15 protein-coding genes and 2 pseudogenes are annotated in these 17,164 nt (G+C 44.1%); 6 read left to right on the forward strand and 11 right to left on the reverse strand.

The features are described from left to right. Positions 1 to 4: 4 nt before the first annotated feature. The 5 genes from G5B47_RS15640 to G5B47_RS15660 form a co-directional block, all read right to left on the reverse strand. Positions 5 to 967: a helix-turn-helix transcriptional regulator gene (locus G5B47_RS15640; RefSeq protein ID WP_165099795.1), complete on the reverse strand. Its 963-nt coding sequence runs from the start codon at positions 965 to 967 to the stop codon at positions 5 to 7. A gap of 27 nt (positions 968 to 994) precedes the next feature. Continuing rightward, positions 995 to 1,765, reverse strand: coding sequence for a flavodoxin family protein (locus G5B47_RS15645; RefSeq protein ID WP_165099798.1), 771 nt, complete (start codon positions 1,763 to 1,765; stop codon positions 995 to 997). Between the two features lie 173 nt (positions 1,766 to 1,938). Then, positions 1,939 to 2,808 carry a carbohydrate ABC transporter permease gene (locus tag G5B47_RS15650; protein WP_165099800.1) on the reverse strand — a complete coding sequence of 290 codons (870 nt, stop codon included), beginning with the start codon at positions 2,806 to 2,808 and terminating at the stop codon, positions 1,939 to 1,941. 10 nt (positions 2,809 to 2,818) lie between these two features. After that, positions 2,819 to 3,676 (reverse strand): ABC transporter permease, encoded by an 858-nt coding sequence (locus tag G5B47_RS15655; RefSeq protein ID WP_235957198.1) that lies wholly within the window; start codon positions 3,674 to 3,676, stop codon positions 2,819 to 2,821. Positions 3,677 to 3,791: 115 nt separating this feature from the next. After that, a complete protein-coding gene (locus G5B47_RS15660; RefSeq protein ID WP_165099806.1) occupies positions 3,792 to 5,414 on the reverse strand; it encodes an extracellular solute-binding protein in 1,623 nt (540 codons plus the stop codon). 119 nt (positions 5,415 to 5,533) lie between these two features. Here G5B47_RS15660 and G5B47_RS15665 point away from each other — a divergent pair, with 119 nt between their 5' ends. After that, complete coding sequence (locus tag G5B47_RS15665; protein ID WP_165099809.1) at positions 5,534 to 5,896, forward strand: winged helix-turn-helix transcriptional regulator; 363 nt, start codon at positions 5,534 to 5,536, stop codon at positions 5,894 to 5,896. A gap of 12 nt (positions 5,897 to 5,908) precedes the next feature. On the opposite strand, the gene G5B47_RS15670 is transcribed toward G5B47_RS15665, so the two are convergent. Beyond that, on the reverse strand, positions 5,909 to 7,384 hold the full coding sequence (locus G5B47_RS15670; RefSeq protein ID WP_165099811.1) for a hypothetical protein: 1,476 nt from the start codon (positions 7,382 to 7,384) through the stop codon (positions 5,909 to 5,911). Between the two features lie 419 nt (positions 7,385 to 7,803). Between G5B47_RS15670 and G5B47_RS25660 the strand changes: the two are divergent. From G5B47_RS25660 to G5B47_RS15685, 3 genes and pseudogenes are all read left to right on the forward strand, one after another. Beyond that, positions 7,804 to 8,076: pseudogene (locus tag G5B47_RS25660) on the forward strand (cupin domain-containing protein); the annotation flags it as partial. A gap of 171 nt (positions 8,077 to 8,247) precedes the next feature. Next, positions 8,248 to 9,063 (forward strand): VanW family protein, encoded by an 816-nt coding sequence (locus G5B47_RS15680; RefSeq protein ID WP_165099813.1) that lies wholly within the window; start codon positions 8,248 to 8,250, stop codon positions 9,061 to 9,063. Between the two features lie 233 nt (positions 9,064 to 9,296). Continuing rightward, positions 9,297 to 10,721: a PQQ-dependent sugar dehydrogenase gene (locus tag G5B47_RS15685; RefSeq protein WP_165099815.1), complete on the forward strand. Its 1,425-nt coding sequence runs from the start codon at positions 9,297 to 9,299 to the stop codon at positions 10,719 to 10,721. A 124-nt stretch (positions 10,722 to 10,845) separates the two neighbouring features. Here the strand turns inward: G5B47_RS15685 and G5B47_RS15690 are convergent, their stop codons facing one another. From G5B47_RS15690 to tnpB, 3 genes are all read right to left on the reverse strand, one after another. After that, positions 10,846 to 11,313 (reverse strand): NUDIX hydrolase, encoded by a 468-nt coding sequence (locus G5B47_RS15690; RefSeq protein ID WP_165099817.1) that lies wholly within the window; start codon positions 11,311 to 11,313, stop codon positions 10,846 to 10,848. Between the two features lie 102 nt (positions 11,314 to 11,415). Next, positions 11,416 to 11,670, reverse strand: a complete 255-nt coding sequence (locus G5B47_RS26195) for a DUF4368 domain-containing protein (protein ID WP_407945226.1) — start codon at positions 11,668 to 11,670, stop codon at positions 11,416 to 11,418. A 427-nt stretch (positions 11,671 to 12,097) separates the two neighbouring features. After that, the gene (gene tnpB / locus G5B47_RS15700; protein ID WP_165099821.1) at positions 12,098 to 13,186 is read right to left on the reverse strand and encodes an IS200/IS605 family element RNA-guided endonuclease TnpB; all 1,089 of its coding nucleotides are present in this window, start codon (positions 13,184 to 13,186) and stop codon (positions 12,098 to 12,100) included. A gap of 142 nt (positions 13,187 to 13,328) precedes the next feature. On the opposite strand from tnpB, the gene G5B47_RS15705 reads away from it, so the two are divergent. Further along, positions 13,329 to 13,937, forward strand: coding sequence for a transglutaminase-like domain-containing protein (locus tag G5B47_RS15705; RefSeq protein ID WP_165099823.1), 609 nt, complete (start codon positions 13,329 to 13,331; stop codon positions 13,935 to 13,937). A 73-nt stretch (positions 13,938 to 14,010) separates the two neighbouring features. After that, entirely contained in the window at positions 14,011 to 14,646 is a 636-nt protein-coding gene (locus tag G5B47_RS15710) for a cupin domain-containing protein (RefSeq protein ID WP_165099825.1), read from the forward strand. A 252-nt stretch (positions 14,647 to 14,898) separates the two neighbouring features. Here the strand turns inward: G5B47_RS15710 and G5B47_RS26200 are convergent. Both G5B47_RS26200 and G5B47_RS15720 read right to left on the reverse strand, forming a co-directional pair. Next, positions 14,899 to 15,126 (reverse strand): annotated as a pseudogene (locus tag G5B47_RS26200) (DnaA N-terminal domain-containing protein); the annotation flags it as partial. A 398-nt stretch (positions 15,127 to 15,524) separates the two neighbouring features. Further along, positions 15,525 to 17,162 carry a M56 family metallopeptidase gene (locus G5B47_RS15720; RefSeq protein WP_165099827.1) on the reverse strand — a complete coding sequence of 546 codons (1,638 nt, stop codon included), beginning with the start codon at positions 17,160 to 17,162 and terminating at the stop codon, positions 15,525 to 15,527. Between the last annotated feature and the right edge of the window lie 2 nt (positions 17,163 to 17,164).

Here is a 17,164-nt window from a genome sequence, read left to right on the forward strand (position 1 = left end):
GCTATTAAAGTTGATAATATTCTATTAACTCCGACGCAACAGCAACAAGTTTTTCTTTCAAACTCTGTGGTTCTATTACTTGAATGGATTTCCCGTAGGATAGGAGAAAATTAGGGACATATGTATGAATTGATTTTTCCTCAAGTAAAAAGATTGCTTGATTTGATGTCCGCTCTTTCAGATGATGCCCCAAAAACCAATGCAGGCATAAGTCATCCAATGCCTCTGACCTGCCTTCGATAATTAAAGAAATTAACCCGTCCTTGCCTGCTAAATCTGGTAACAGATTTTGCATAAAAAATTCACGGGCCGAAAATGCTTCGGAACGCTTAAATATGATTTGAGTACGCTTGATTTGTAGAATCCGTTCTGCCCGGAAGCTGCGAATCTCATTCCTTAGATGGCAAAATGCAACAGTATACCATTTATTGTTCCAGTAAACCATTCCATACGGGTCTATCACCCTATTCTTGGGTTGTTCTTCCTGCCTTGTGCGATAATCAATTTCTACAGAGAATTGGTTTGCTACAGCCTGCTCCAATTCCGCCAATACTGGCTGAACAGAAGGGTTTCCCATGCGGTTTATAACTTCAAATCCGGCTAAATAACGGCTTAGTATACTTTCCTGCTTCTGATTCGAATACATTTTCAATTTTGATGTCGCATTGCCTAATGCCTCACTCAAAGGGTATCCGGCTTCTTTTGCAAAAACAGCAGCATGAAGGAGTGCCTTTTTTTCCTCAATATCAAATAGCAGAGGTGCTCTAATAAAATGATTCAGCAAGCTATACCCACCATTATGACCTGTGTCGGATATTATAGGTACTCCACTGGCACATAGTGCATCAATGTACCGATAAACTGTCCTTATATTTATTTCTAACTTTTCGGATATTTGTTTTGCAGTCATTTTTACGCCCGAATTCAGCATCCATAGAATTGCCAGCATATTATCCTTTTTTGGCATAACATAAACCTCATCTTTTATTAAACCTCAATATTTTATAAATAATTTAGAAATAAGGGATACAAATATTTTAATAACTTTTCCTACATGTACTTTATAATAATAATCTTCTTTTTTCTGCAGCCAACCTTTTTCCTTCCAGAATTTAAAATCAGCCAAGTCTTGAGGTGCATTTGAAAATGCTTTTTGCTGCATTTTAAATACTAAAAGTTTTAAAAAAGATGGCTTTACGGGGCTTGTATCATTTAATTTTTTATAGAATACATCAGTTTGCTTAATTAATCTATTTGTTTCCTTTTTCAGTTTCTCATCATTTTTTTCATGGGGTGGTGCAAAGGTTACTCCTACTTTTGCACAGGTTATAAATCCCATTGTACCTAGCATAAAAGATAACAGCGAAGCAACGAAGCTAAGACCAACTCCTCCCGTTGACACTACTACCATTGCTTTTTTCCCATGGAAATCTGGTCGATGGCAGCGGTAAGCAAAGCGGTCCAAAAAGTTCTTCATTATCCATGATACATTATATGTATACACCGGCGTTGCAAATATAACTGCATCAGCCTGTTTCATTTTTATTTCCAGGCTTTCTCTATCATCCTTTAACGGACACTTTTCTTCTCCCCTTTCGATGCATACATAACATCCTTTACAGGGTTCAAGCCTGATCCTGCTTAATTGGATATACTCAAATTCAATTTCATCATTCTTTTCATTCAATTCTCTTTCTATTTGATTAACAGTCCTATACGTATTTCCATTTGATTTAGGACTCCCGATTATTGCAAGTATTTTCAATCTTCACACCTCCTTGGCTTATTAATGTTTCAACTTTCAAAAAGAAAAGGCATGATAGTAATCACTCTCACGCCTTAACTCCAATATATTCCATTCAATCAACCATTGTAAAATTTGCATCTTCGATTCATTTGATAGAGCCTTGAAGATTTCGATTGGTTTCATGCGTTTCATTACCCTTTGATAGATCCGACCAGAGCACCTTTGACGAAAAAGCGTTGAAGGAACGGATACACGAACAGCACAGGCACGGTGGCGATGATGATTGTCGCGTATTTGATCGTTTCGCCGATTTTCAGCGCTTCCCCCACGCCGGTGCCGGAGGAAATCGTATCCGTCTGATTGTTAATGAGAATTTCGCGGAGCACGAGCTGGAGCGGATACAGCGTACGATCCTGGATGAACATCGACGGGAAAAACCACATGTTCCATTTGTCGACAGCCGTATATAGCAGGATGACGGCAATCACTGGCATGGAGAGTGGCACGACAATCCTCGTCAACATCGAAAGATGGCCGGCACCGTCGATCTGGGCAGCTTCCTCCAGGCTGGGAGGCAATGACAGAAAGGCCGTTCTCATAATGATGAGGTGAAACGTCTTCACTGCGAACGGAAGAAGAAGCGCCCATAACGTGTTCATCAGGCCAAGCTGCTTGACGACCAGATAGAACGGAATCATGCCTCCGCTGAAGAACATCGTCACGACCACGAAAATCATTAGAGCCTTATTCCACAGCACGTTGCTCCTTGACAGGACGTAAGCCCCCAAAATAGTCATCGTCAAATTTAGGACGCCCCCGCCGGCGACCAGCCGGATTGTGTTCCAGTAACCCGTCCAGACGGCCGGGTTGGATAAAGCACGCTCATACGCAAATGTGACGAATCCGAGAGGCTTCCAGAGGAGCCCCCGGTGGGCAAGCAGCCGATCCCCGTCGCTGAGTGAAGCGAAGAGCACATAGAGAAGCGGATATAACGTGGCCGCGATAAGTACCGCCAGCAGCGTATAGACGACGAAGTCCAACAAACGATCGGATAAACGCATAGGTTCCTCCTTACCATAAACTGTTTCGGCTCAGTCTGCGGCTCAAGCCATTCGCAATTAGGAGTACGGCCAAATTAATCACGGAATTAAAGAGACCGACCGCCGAGCTAAAGCTCCAGTCGAAGTCGATCAGCCCTTTTCGATATACGAAGGTGGATATCACATCCGCCGTCTCGTAGGTAACGGGGTTGTAGAGCAGGATGATTTTCTCGTAGCCGACCTCGAGCATGTACCCGAGCCGCAGAATCAGCATGATGATAATCGTCGGTGCAAGACCGGGCAGCGTAATGCTCCACATCTGACGCAGCCAGCTTGCGCCGTCGATGCGGGCGGCCTCGTATTGCTTCGGGTCAATCGCGGTCAGCGCCGCCATGTAAATAATCGATTCCCACCCTGCCCGCTGCCAAATTTCCGATAGTACATAGACGCCCCGGAAAAGGCCCGGCTGCTGAAGCATATCCTGGCCGTCCGTTCCGCTTATAAACGTGTAGACTAGATTCACAAGCCCGTCGCTTCTGGTCAGATCCTTCACAATGCCGCAGACGACGATCAATGAAACAAAATAGGGCATGTACGAGACGGTCTGGACAACATTCCTGAAAAGGCGGCTGCGCACCTCATTAATGAGCAAGGCCAATACGATCGGTGTCGTAAACTCGAACAACAGAGAGTAAGCGCTCAGCAGCAGCGTATTGCGCAGCAATCGCCAGAAATAATGACCATTGACGAACGCGTAAAAGTGGTCCAGGCCGACCCATTCGCTGCCCCATATGCCTCTCATCGGCGAGAAATTCTGAAAGGCAATGACCGCTCCAACCATCGGCCAATAGAAAAATACGATGTAGTAACCCACGATGGGAAGCGCCATCAGGTAAAGCAGCTTGTTGCGCTGGAAATCCGAGGCGATGCTGGACCGTCGTATTCGGCTCTGAACTTTCTTCTGACGGGTGTCTGATGCCGGTCTTCGTTCCACGGATGAGACCCTACCTTTGCTGGAAGCGGTCATACGCGGCTTGCTGGATTTCGATGGCGCGTTTGATATCTAGCGACTCGAGCTCCTTCACGAAGTCTTCATAAGCATTGATCGGTTCCGCTCCGAGAATAATCTTCAGTGTGGTCTCGTCGACGAGCGTGTTCACATCGCTCATGATGCGTGCGTACTCGCTCGAATCCTCCGCTGCAATCGTCACAGGCGGGAGAACATGCTTCAGGTTGTCGGTCTTCCAGATGTCATAGTTGTGATCCTCATTCGTCACGGCCAGATTGTCGATCAACTCCCGGGATTCTACATAGGGGCCCGGATTGACCGTATGGGTATAGAGGGCGAGCGCTTCGACGTAGGACAGCTTGTCCGGGTTGTCTGTGATCAGATTCGTCAGCTTCGGCTTGCCGTTCTCCAGTGTATAGGTCTCGCCTTCCGTACCATAGTTAAAAAGACGGTAGCCCTCTTCCCCGTACGCATAATCAAGCACCTGTACAGCGAGTTCAGGGTTTTTACTCTTGGCGGAAATTGCCGCACTGGCTTCCGCTCCGTAAGGCCATGCCAGCTGCCCGAACTTCGGCGTATCGCCTTTCTTCAGGACCGGATAAGGCGCGAAAACGAACTTGGCGTTCGGGTCCTGAGCGGCAAGGGCTTTCTCCCACCGGTCGATGCTCGCGCCGGAAGATACCGTGGCCCCGGAACCCGAGGACGTCATATTGGCGTCGAGCGCCTTGCGGTCCGTCTGGGTGAAGTTTCGGTCCAGCAGTCCTTCCTTGTACCACTGGCTGATCGTCGTCAGGAACTGCTTGTATCCCGGCTGCAGCGGACCATACTGCACTTGGCCGGCGTCGTCGACATAGAAATCACGGATGACGCCAAAGGCTCCGATGAATGCGCCGTCGAGAAAGCCCTGCAGCGGATTCGTCTGGCTGCCGAGGGATAGCGGCGCGGCCGATCCTTTTTTCTCCTTGATGGCTGTCAGCACGGTATGCCATTCATCGATTGTCGCGGGCACGTCCAGCTTCAACTCCGCCAGCCAATCCTTGCGCAGCACGGGTCCCGCCCACTGCTGGGTCATTCCTCCTTCCTTGAGAAAAGGAAACGCGTAGTAATCGCCGTTGTCTGTTTTCACCATCTTGTCAAGTTCCGGGTGATCCTTCAGATATTTCTTCAGGTTGGGGGCATGCTGGTCAATCAAGTCGTTCAGTCTCAAAATGTAACCGTCGTTCAGCGCTTTCTCCGGACCTCCCGGCGCATTCAGCCAGTTATATTCGATAATGTCGGGCAGGTTGCCGGAAGAGAGCAGCGTGCTGAACGACTCCTTCGCCTGCGCGCTCGATACCTCGGCGAATTGAATTTTTACACCGGTCCGTTTCTGCCATGCCTGATAAAAGGGGACCTCCTGGATGCTCGGTTTCAGCGTGGTTGGCGACTGCAGCCAGTAGCTTAACGTCTTGTCGGTCTGGATCGGATAGACAGCAGCGCCGCTGCTCGCCCCGGTTTCCGTCGGATTGGGCGTCGACGGGTTGGAGTCGGAGCGTTCATCACCCTGGGCGCAAGCCGACAAGAACAACAGGGTGGATAGAGTCAGCAGCAGCGGGACGGATCGAATTAAACTTTTCATTGTTGGGACAGTCTCCTTCATCATATAAATTAATGTATTCTTGTTGATTTCAATTCTATTTTGCTATAATTCAATGTAACACTAGTTTAATAGTCAGTTTAATGAAATGGGGATACACCATGATCAAATTCAGAAACCAGGAGTACGCGTGCACAACTGAAATTACGCTCGGGCTCATCAGCGGGAAATGGAAGATTTTGATCCTGAGCTATTTATCCCACAAGACCTGCCGTTTCAACGAATTGCAGAAGCTGATGCCCGAGACCACGCAAAAAATGCTGACCCTGCAATTACGGGAGCTTGAGAAAGACGGGCTTATTATCCGAAAAGTGTACGCCGTTGCGCCGCCCAAGGTCGAATACATGCTCTCCGAGCTAGGCCAGCGGCTGATTCCGTTGCTAACCCAATTGTGCAAATTCGGTTCGGATTACGTTGACAGCTTTCCATTAGACGATTCCGTTCCTAGCGATCAGCACGTCTGAGAGGGGCCGATGTCAGTCTGTCCCCCGCACCGCCCCGTCAACCAGAAACTTCGCACCAAACCCTTTGCCCGATTCGCGGGCCGATCCGAGCGCCGATCCCGCAGCACCTTCGCTGGCGACGACATTTTCCGGATATAACTTGCCCAACAGAGCCCACTGCACCAGCGGATTTCCATACGCGGCAACCGAATGAACGCCTACCCCGCCCGTTACAAGTCCCGGCAGGATCAGGATCGAATCGGCCTCATGGACAGGCAAATCCCCCGGCTCCGCACCCGAAGTGTCCGGCTGCTCCGCTTCGGGATTTTCCCGCTGCGGCCGGTACAAATAGCGGTGACCTCTCAGCGCCTGCCCGAGATCCACGGCGTAGTCCCTCTCGGGAGTCGGCAATATCAGCTGCAGCTGCACACGGCCGGAATCGGTTGCGACGGGGACGAGTCCGGCTTCGCGAATGGCCGCAAGAGACGGAGGCGAACTTGACGATTCGGTCCACTCCGAAGGAGCGGATTCCAGCGCGCTTCGCTGCGCGGCATAATAATCGTCCAAAGCATAGTCGAATGTCGCCGGCTCCGGAAAATCGGTCATGCCCGCCTTATACGTCCAGACAGGATGCCAGCGGAGAAGGGCCTTCGAAGCAGCGACGATCGGCCTCCCGATGGAGGCGGGAAGGATCGTGCCGAGACGATATTGGAACCCGTATCCGGCGGCGGAGAGTTCCGGACTCAGCACCCGCTGGGCATAGCGAACGATCGCCTTATGCGGAATTTTCCGGGTCAACAGCACGGCCAGAAATTCGTTGCGAGCTTCTTCCAGCCACCGCAAACCTCTTTCCCGATCGGTCCCCCTGCGCTCTAAAGGCACTTCTTCCCAATTCTCGAACGGAAGGAGCGCATCCCTGAGTAGGATGAGCTGATGAAGATACTCATTGAACAATTGCATCACGGCAGGACTACCGGAAGGCCCGGTCAGCAAATGGACGACGTCCGGAGTCCATAAGTGCTGGTCGCATCGGCTTCTCATGGTGAGGCGGCGAAGGGTGCGTTCTCCATAACGTTTAAGCGCCGTCGCTTGCTCCTCTTCTTCCCTTGCCCAATTCGCGATGGTGTCTCCGATGCGTTTGGCCTGGTCGGACAACTCGGAACGGGAGTCGTCCTTGTGTTCCGCCTTCAACTGTTCCAGCGGCAGGACCGCCTCCCTTCCGGCCGTCGCCAGGCTTGACTGAAGATTGTCCAACAATGCTTTTGAGTTGGCTGCGTCGCCGAGTTGGATGCCGATTGCGGCGAGAATGATCCCGGCCCCGCGCACGATGTCCTTTGCCCTGTAAACTCCTTCAGGAAGATCCCATTCCCAGAGGTCCGGCAATTCTTCGACTGCATGCAAGGATTCGTTATTACGATGCGACAAAGGGTTGCTTATACTCGCTTTAAGATCAAGGGGAGTTCCCCATGCGATACTCCAGTTTCCCGAAGTCAGTCGATATGGAATCATGCTGCACCTCTCTTTCCTTTTGCCCATTATAAAAACAAAGGCAAGTATTTGAACAGAACGCACTTTTTTGTTTCGATGGACCCGTTTGGTGCGTTAGGAACAAAATTGAAACCTCGGAAAGGGGCAAAAATAAACCGACCTTGCCGCAATAATGCGAACAAGGCCGGTTGGTATTGCTGTTTCTTTCAAAATGTTAAGGATGTCTACGTATCTATTCGTTACATTCCTATTACACACTCCACATGTGTCGAGTAGACAGTGAAAACAACTTTAATTCATTGTGCCCATCTTTAAAAGAATCTCATATAGATAAACATTGAAACCCAAATGGCAAGAAGTACCCAAACAGCGATAAACAATGTTGCCGCAAACCAGTTATTGGTTTTTTTGTCTAAACATCCTAAAATTCGGATGCAGTTACAAAGCAAATTCTGAATTACTCTATTACCCCCGGTCAAGTGAAAAATGTTCCACAAGGGTGGTGGCATTATGAAATAGCTAATGCTGATAACACTCACCTTTTGGCTATTTTTGATGCACCAACTCCAGAGGTGATTTTAGGTTCAGACATTTTGAAATATACTCCCGCGAATATTATGGCATATACTTACTGTATGGATGAAAATAAATGGAAGGAAGCCATTGAACCCGTTCAACCATCAACTTATATAGGTCCCTACACAAACTGCAACAGTTATTTCTCTTAGATGTGTTTACAGTATCAACAACAACACAATCAACAATATTATCAAACATACCAACAAACTCCGCATATGCCTCAGTATCGGCATGGCTAAACCATGCCTTTTTTGTTAGCCATCTATAAATAGATCAGTCTTCAACAGAGGAAGGAGAATGGAAAAGTGACATCATTGAAACCTGTAAAAAGAAGTTCGTTAAGGATATATTTCGGCAAGAAATATTATCGGTTCAAACGTTATTTGGATTGGTACTTCGGCGGGAAAAAATATGCTGCAAAAAAAGAAAGTTCGTTGTTGCCGCATGTCATTTTTATACATAAGACCCCCTTGCTTCGTCAACTCAAAGATGTGGATATGTGGTTACAATATAACAAAGTAAAAAACCTTAAAATTGCTTCCCAAACGGTAAATGGGATTATTGTTAAACCGGGTGAGACCTTCTCTTACTGGCGCTCAATAGGAAATACTACAAGAAGAAAAGGTTATGTAGATGCCATGATATTATTTTATGGAAAAGTTATAACAGGAGTAGGCGGGGGATTATGTCAATTATCTAATTTAATTTATTGGATGACATTACACTCTTCCCTAAGCGTAACTGAGAGGTATCGCCATAGCTACGATGTATTTCCAGATTCCAAAAGAAGTCAACCCTTCGGAAGTGGTGCAACATGTGCATACAATTATCTGGATTTGCAGATCAAAAATGAAACAAACCATAATTACCAATTAGTTATTTATTTGACGGACACCCATCTGGTTGGGGAATGGAGAGCAGATTGTCCGCCAACAAGAAAATATGAAGTTTATGAAAAGGAACACTGGATTACCCAAGAATTTTGGGGTGGTTATGTAAGACATAACCAGATTCACAGGAAAGTCTTCAACACAGATGATGAGTTTATTGCCGATGAGTTTATTACCGAAAATCATGCAATTATGATGTATGAACCAATGTTGGCAGAACGAAATTCTTGAACAAATGAGGAACGTTAGCAGAAAAAAGAGGGGCTCTCCGCCCCTCTTTGCTGGTTCTGCCAATACATCTCCGAATTAATTGTCCTTCCGAACTAACAGCGAACTCAAACACAGACTCGGGTACGATATATCCACCTCCCCGGGTCTGTTAGGCATGCAACTGATTTGGTACTAATAGAACAGTCCTAATCATATTTTTATAAAAGAAAACCATGAGAAGGAGGTTAAGTTAGTTGATAAAAGTTAAAGTTGGTTTACGGCCCATTGTTAGTAAGATAAATTTACCCACTGTCTTGAAGACAGCCATACTTCCGGGCGACACAATCGAAAAATTATTTATTGCAACCCAGGTAGGAGAGGTCTTTTGCATAGGAAATGGAGTTATAAGGACTTTTTTGGATATTCGCCCGCGAATCTTAAAACTAGGCGTCTCTGGTGGTGGATATGATGAACGGGGATTATTAGGACTAGCGTTTCATCCCCAATTTTATTATAATGGCCTGTTTTATCTTCATTATTCAGTAGCTGGAACACAAGGACCAGGTGCTCTTCCAGGTGCTTTTGAATCGTTTAAGCCTAACCCGTGTGACCCCAATACCTTAAACCTAAAGTGGATAAATAGGGAAATTCAATATGATCATATTGATACAGTTGAAGAATGGATTTTACAATCGAATGGTCAGCCTCAAAAACGACGGACACTACTCCATTTAAGAAGACCATTTTTAAATCATAATGGTGTCAATAGCTTAAACTTTTCACCTGAAACAGGAAAGCTTGTTTTAACAACCGGAGATGGCGGATCAGGCTATGATCCATTTAATTTAAGCCAGGATGATATGGAAATCGCCGGCAAAATAATTGAAATTGATGTAGCTAAGAATACATATATCGATAATCCACCCGTGGTTACACGTTTTAATGAACTTCCTGCCCCCATTTATGAAACGCTTACGGTAATTGCCAAAGGGGTTCGCAATATACCAGGCATTTCATATCAAAGGTTTTATAATCAGTATATCAAATATGTGGGAAATGTCGGACAAGATCTGGTAGAGTCGATTTTTTCATTCATTCATTATAAACCCATACCGGTTACTCAGCTTATTCAAGCTTCTTTAATGAAATTTGAACCTGACCAAGAAGGATTTATTAACTTTGGCTGGCGAGGGTGGGAAGGTGCTTTTCCTACATCGATAATAAGAGACTGCTCTGCAAATTCGACTTTGGATGAGAAAACAATTGCTTATTACGATGAAGCAGTAATAACTGCAGTACAGCGTCTTCAGCCTCTAATTAGTTATTTTCATAAAGATCCCAGGTCTGATAAGTTTGGAGCAACTGCACTTACAGGAGTCCAACCGTATATGGGAAATAGAATCCCCGAATTATCGGGAAGTGTAGTGTTTACCGATCTAGCTCGGGATGAAGAATCTCAACCTCCGGTTAGAGGAGTTTTAGCTTACACGAGGGTACGAACAGATTGTAAACTCAATGATTTTAGCGTTATAGAAACCGATTATAATTTTGGGTCTCAATCCACTTATTATGTCAGTTTGGGAACGAATCTGGATCAAACCAGACTATATTTAGGGGTTTATGGATCTATGAAAGTGGCTGATTTTAATCAAGGTACTGTTTTTGAAATTGTTCCATGATTAATAGGGTGAACTCTCCCCCACTTAGCCAATAAAGGGCCTTTTGCCTCCAAGGATAACCACATCTTTTCAGATGTGGATTTTTGTTTATTACGTAGCACCTATCGTGCGCCGATGTTATACGCTATTCATAACTAATAATGCGTTCTATGCTATCTGGAATATTATCAATTTTTTCTTTGATGAAAGATGGATAAATTTGTAGCTGTTTCATTTCCTCTTTCGAAACCCATTTTAGCGTAATATTGCAGTTGTCTTTTTGCGATATAAAACAGTCATCAGGGATATCGGCATTGTTTTCTAATGAAATTAGATAATAGAAAACGATTCCATGAGCATCTTTATTGTCCCATTCCCAAAACGTTTCTTCCACCCAAAGAAGCCGGTTACATATGATTTTTGCCCCTGTTTCCTCTCTGTATTCTCTTATAAGAGTTTCTTCTGACGTTTCACCAATTTTTACATGCCCTCCAGGTAAGGCATATATACCTTCATCGCATTGAACAAGAATTTTGTTATTTCGTAATAATACACCTACTGTTCTGAAAAGACATACTGAAGTTTCGTCTCTAAAGTGCCAATCTTTTGGCATAACCAAACGCCACCTAATATAAATTTTCTTCACCTATGACTTAATCTTTCCTCGTCATCAACACAACACACTCCACATGACTAGAGTATCGGCCATTGTAATTTAAACCGTAAGAAGAGCGGTGGTAGTAAACTTATAGTGAATGTTTACCGAGCCATCCGCTTGAACTTCAATCTTATCGACAAAACGATGTACCATTTCAGGAGTCAGTTCGTCCAACTTCATAAACTGCTTGAGTTCTTTCTTTAATCGAACGATAGATGTAAGATAAGCGCCTTGAAGAGGGCAAGAAATCCTAGATTTATGACACTTATGACCGTACTTTAAACCAAAAATTAGTATTGAATAAATATCCATTGTATTGCATAATTATTAATATCGTTTCAAATAGTTTCCATTTTAGTGCAATTGAAAATACTAAAATAGTCGGAGTGACCAGTTCACATATATTAGATTTTGACTTAGCAGAAATATGTTTTTGTAGATAAAGACACATTGCCACAAAAATTATGGAGGATTATATTAATTGTTCAAAATTCAAGTCATGTGATGAAATTGCAATGCAATTGAACACTCCCTCACTTAGCTAACACTTGAAGTGGGGGATTCTTGGGTAATCCCTTCTACTGAGGGGAATTCATATCGATATTTTCTCTCGAAAAATCGTATACCAAGCGATCCCTACGGTTCCCGCAGTTTTCCAAAGGAAAATCTGTACCGATCTTCCCACAGTTTTAAGATTTTTGCCGTAGCAACATATCTAAAGGAAAGGTGGGGTTGATGTTTAAACACCAAGGCTTTTGATGTTCTGTGCGGCATTTTCATCCCGATCATGAAGGGTATGGCAAGATGGACATTCCCACTGCCTCACAGACAATTTCTTTACTTCGGGATGGATAGTGCCGCATACATGACACCTTTGGCTCGTTGGGGCGAACGTGTCAGCCACCTTCAAAGTACGTCCATACCATTCCGCTTTATACGAAAGCTGACGGGCAAATTCACTCCAGGACGCATCGGCGATGGATTTGGCCAGCCGGTGATTTTTGAGCATGTTCGCCACTCTCAGATTTTCGATGCTGATCGTTTGGTTTTCACGAATCAGCTTCGTGGTGAGTTGATGCAAAAAATCATGGCGGCTGCTGACGATCTTTTCATGGATTTGGGCAACCTTCTGTTTGGCTTTCTGCCAATTGGAGCCCCTTTTGTTACGGCGAGCCATGCGGCGTTGCCAAAATGCAAGTTTTTGTTCATATTTGCGAAATACTTTGGGATTGGCAACCCGCAACCCATCAGAGCAGACCGCAAATTCCTTGAGTCCAAGGTCAATGCCAATCTCCTTATCGGTCTGCGGCAGAGGGTTCACTTCCACTTCGCAGAGGATGGATACAAAATACTTGCCTGCCGCATTTCGCCGCAGGGTAGCGGAAAGAATGCGACCTTCACACGCTCTGGAGTTGGCAAAACGAATCCAGCTAAGCTTCGGAAGTTTAAGACGGTTTCCATCGATAACAATGTTGTCATTGGTGTATTTGGTGGTGTAGCTTTGCACAGGATGCTTACGGCTTTTGAAACGTGGAGCCTGATTTTGTTTCTTGAAGAAACGTTCAAAGCTATCTGCCACGTTTCGCACCGCCGATTGCAAAGCAATGCTATCAACCGATTTCAACCATTCAAATTGCTGTTTGAGTCCAGGAAGCTGTGTGGCACAGGTGTTATAAGACAACCCTTTGCCTGTTGCCGCATAGGTTTCGTTCCATTTGACTAAGAAATGATTGAAGACAAATCGGCAACAGCCAAACATTTGATGGATGAGTTGCCGTTGCTTGGGATTGGGATAGATGCGATATTTGTAAGCTTTATGTGTTAACATGCCGCACAACCCCTTTCATGTAGGATATTTCCATTATAGCACATATGTTCGCTTTTAATCAAAAAAACCGCCGATTCATCTCCTCCCTATAGAGGAAGGAGTCTTCTCTGTTTTTAAAATAAACGTTTGAGGGGGAAAAAGGATGGAACTTACATGTGAATCCAGTAACCTAGATGATTATTTAGAAGAAACTGAGGAAGTTGATTATGGTCATTTTTCGATAAAAGATTTAACAGTGGAATTATACAGCCAATCGTTACATGAAATTGAATTTGTTAAATCCGCGTTTGAATTTGTTCGTGATAACATATCTCATTCTTGGGATATCCAAAGTTCACGCATTACGTGTAGAGCATCTGAAGTCCTTTTCTTCCAAGAAGGAATTTGTTATGCAAAATCAAATCTCTTGTGTGCTTTATTGAGGTGCCAAGGAATACCAATTGGGTTCTGTTACCAACGTCTAACCTTAGGAGATACTCCTGATACAGGTTTCGTTATCCATGCGCTAAATGCCGTTTATCTTAGATCAATTGGAAAATGGATTCGTTTAGATGCACGTGGAAATAAAGATGGTGTGGATGCTCAGTTCTCACTGGAAGAAGAGAAATTGGCTTTTCCTATACGCGAAGTATACGACGAAATGGATTATCCTGTAATTTACACGAGACCAAACATAAAAACAACCACCGCATTACTTCAAAATTCAGATTGTACTTCGATGTATCTTTATGGTTTGCCTTCAGAATTGTAGAGTTATGGGCACCGAACAAACTGAAATTGCATATAAATGCCTATAAAGTTCCTAATGTAAAGAGGCGAATATTATGGCTTCAAATATTGATTACACATCTCCATCAACTCAATACGCATTTGACGTAAATACCAGCCCTTTGTTTAAAAAAGATAACAACAATTACATTAACGTTTTAGGTGTTCAACAATTAAATACTTTGGAAAATGTGTCTTTGTTGGATATTTTCCTAAGCGCCAATAATGTTGTAGAACCGCATTATCACCAAAATGCTGCCGAGTTAGTCTACTGTATTTCTGGTGCTGCAACGGTATCCATACTGAACCCCTTTACAAAGCAAATTCTGAATTACTCTATTACCCCCGGTCAAGTGGCAAATGTTCCACAAGGGTGGTGGCATTATGAAATAGCTAATGCTGATAACACTCATCTATTAGCTATTTTTGATGCACCAACTCCAGAGGTGATTTTAGGTTCAGACATTTTGAAATTTACTCCCGCGAATATTATGGCATACACTTACTGTATGGATGAAAATAAATGGAAGGAAGCCATTGAACCCGTTCAACCATCAACTTATATAGGTCCCTACACAAACTGCAGCAGTTATCTTTCCCAGATGTGTTTACAGTATCAACAACAATTCAATCAACAATATTATCAAACATACCAACAAACTCCGCATATGCCTCAGTATCGGCGTGGCTAAACCATGCCTTTTCTGTATGAAAATCAATTGATATTACCTTCCCGTTTCTCGCGAGGAATTGGAAAAAAGAGGGGCCTAATCGTTCGCCCCTCTTAATTTAAGTAATACTGAGCACTCCACATGTGTGGAGTAGACAGGGAGTACAGGTAATAAATTCGAACAGGAATGGCATTTGCCCTTAACATTATAGGCGCCTATATCGGGCGTCTTTTTTGCGTGGGGAATGTGTCATGAACGCCTTAGAACGACTTCCTAATCGTTTAATAGTGCAACGCGTGATTTATCGAAAGCTTCGACGGGCTGCTTCAACGATCTAAACGCGATCTTTACGGAGTCGTTCCCGGTCACTTGCTCGACGGCGCTTAATACGACGTTAGCATATCTTGAATATATCCATTGTTGCGCAAAAGCGGTTGGACTCGTAACAACAAATGTATCGCCTTCGTAGACGCCTGTCGTCTCGGCAAACCACGTAACGAACGCTTTTCGCTCGCGATAGACCCGGAGATAATATCAAGCGTCTGTAACCACGTCTTAGCGGCGTCTGACGGCGTGTAATATTCGAATCGTTCATCGTATTACCCCCTTAACGAAGAATAACCCCGCCGCCTTGGTAAATGGGGACACAACGGGGGAAACGCATCGTTCTTTCGCTTCCGATCGAAAGGCGGTTAAGTATAGCCGGGCATGTCACAATATAGCACACGACATTTCGAAAAATTGCGCGTAAATTAAGTACACCTTATGTGGCGCCGACATACACCCGTTCCCCCGGTGTTCCCCTTCGCGATTACGTTTGAATTTCAGTTTCAAAAACGAATAGACGCCGATCATTTAGACCGACGCCGATTAGTTCTTCAAAAAACGGCAACCCCCCTTTATTTCGTCACGATAAAGTTAGGGAGATTTTTTTCAAGATACTTAATTCTTTCCGAATAATCTTGTTTTGCATGAGTTTCCGAAAGTATATTGTTCGACACTAACAAGTCATAAAATGATTTCAGCATCTCGGCTGATATAGCGGAAGTAATCATCATTCTTTGACCGTCGATCAGAACAGAAGATATTTTTTCAGGCTGTACAAGTTCAATCTGTACGCCGTTCCTGTCGATTATGAAATACATCTCCTTCACATTTTCAAACACTAAATGTTTTACTTCTGCCCCGTTTGCCAAGCGACTCTGAACTTCTTTCATTGAATAGCCCGGAATCGGATCATTTATCAACAGCCATTTTGCAAAATCTTTTGCATCGATTTCATCTGTATCATATTTTTTCCAAACCGCGCCATTATCTTTGCTTATCTGTATTGTGTTATCCATCATGACACGAAGATATATTTCGTTGTCCATATAAACTGCACGATACTTTGAAGCCATAAGGCTGTCTATCAACTTCGGTACATCATATTTCTTGTTGAATGTTAAATCGTGCGGCATTAAATCTGTAGTGGTGGCACCTTGATATAATGCGGGCACCATTTCGGCTATAGGCTCGGAATTAGGATTGTCGACACCCGTAGCAGATTCCGTTTTGTCCAATGCAGAAGTCGCAAAGATGATAACGACACTGGCTACAAGCCCAATAGCGAGCAGCATCGTGGTGATCGTGATTTTCTTGGTTTTCATGATCGATATAATCCTTTCTTCGGTTGAGTTTTTGGAAAAGCTACTAATCATCGGTGACAAACCGATTTTCTTCTCTTCCAAACGGACAAGTGCTCTAGCATAAGTAGGTTTCGTGTTTTCCCCAAATTTTCGTATGACTGCTTCATCACAGAATAGCTCGATATCACGGTTGGCAAGAATATACATGACCCATACAAAAGGGTTGAACCAATGGACGCATACGCTAGTAGCAAGAATCCATTTTTTTAGTGTGTCGAATCGCTTGATGTGCGTAATTTCGTGGGTCAGGATAAGCGCAAGTTGTTTCTCTTCGTCATAGTCTAAATTTTTCGGCAAGAGTACAACAGGCCGAAAAATACCGTATGTAAGCGGAGTTGAAATATTATCTAGTTGCCTGATTTGAACATTTCGCCATAACAAATTTGAATGCTGCCATTTTCTTATAAAATCATTTCTAATAGGAACAGCCATTTTGTAGATTTTGCGATACCTTAAATGCGGAATGATAAAAAATAAAGCACATAACGTAAAACCAACTAACCACACCCATACAATAGGCGATATTTGTGAAGCCGTCTCCAATGGCATAATTGGCGCGGTCAAATGTTCTGTAATTGGTGGCATGATTACCGTAGTTCCATTAATAAATGTTGAACTTTCGGACGTGGGAATCAATTTTCGCATTGTAAACATTCTGCTTAAATGTTCCACTGCCGTAAAAATGCTAAATTGCGATTGAACTGAAACAGGTACAAGCAATTGAATTAGTGCAACACCCCAAAGAAACATAAAGGTCATTTTGGGCAGCTTGTGAATAAGCAAGGAACGTAAGAAAATAACTGCAAGAATAAAGACGGAAGCCGAGATACTTAATTGAAGTAACGACATTC

It is taken from the genome of Paenibacillus apii, from assembly GCF_011043685.1.
Lineage (GTDB): Bacteria > Bacillota > Bacilli > Paenibacillales > Paenibacillaceae > Paenibacillus_AQ > Paenibacillus_AQ sabinae.

Coding starts and splice junctions, on each gene's coding strand:
- G5B47_RS15650 (WP_165099800.1), bottom strand. CDS start 2,808: ATGCGTTTATCCGATCGTTTGTTGGACTTCGTCGTCTATACGCTGCTG.
- G5B47_RS15690 (WP_165099817.1), bottom strand. CDS start 11,313: ATGCCAAAAGATTGGCACTTTAGAGACGAAACTTCAGTATGTCTTTTC.
- G5B47_RS15705 (WP_165099823.1), top strand. CDS start 13,329: ATGGAACTTACATGTGAATCCAGTAACCTAGATGATTATTTAGAAGAA.
- G5B47_RS15640 (WP_165099795.1), bottom strand. CDS start 967: ATGCCAAAAAAGGATAATATGCTGGCAATTCTATGGATGCTGAATTCG.
- G5B47_RS15660 (WP_165099806.1), bottom strand. CDS start 5,414: ATGAAAAGTTTAATTCGATCCGTCCCGCTGCTGCTGACTCTATCCACC.
- tnpB (WP_165099821.1), bottom strand. CDS start 13,186: ATGTTAACACATAAAGCTTACAAATATCGCATCTATCCCAATCCCAAG.
- G5B47_RS26195 (WP_407945226.1), bottom strand. CDS start 11,670: ATGGATATTTATTCAATACTAATTTTTGGTTTAAAGTACGGTCATAAG.
- G5B47_RS15720 (WP_165099827.1), bottom strand. CDS start 17,162: ATGTCGTTACTTCAATTAAGTATCTCGGCTTCCGTCTTTATTCTTGCA.
- G5B47_RS15655 (WP_235957198.1), bottom strand. CDS start 3,676: ATGGCGCTTCCCATCGTGGGTTACTACATCGTATTTTTCTATTGGCCG.
- G5B47_RS15670 (WP_165099811.1), bottom strand. CDS start 7,384: ATGATTCCATATCGACTGACTTCGGGAAACTGGAGTATCGCATGGGGA.
- G5B47_RS15710 (WP_165099825.1), top strand. CDS start 14,011: ATGGCTTCAAATATTGATTACACATCTCCATCAACTCAATACGCATTT.
- G5B47_RS15665 (WP_165099809.1), top strand. CDS start 5,534: ATGATCAAATTCAGAAACCAGGAGTACGCGTGCACAACTGAAATTACG.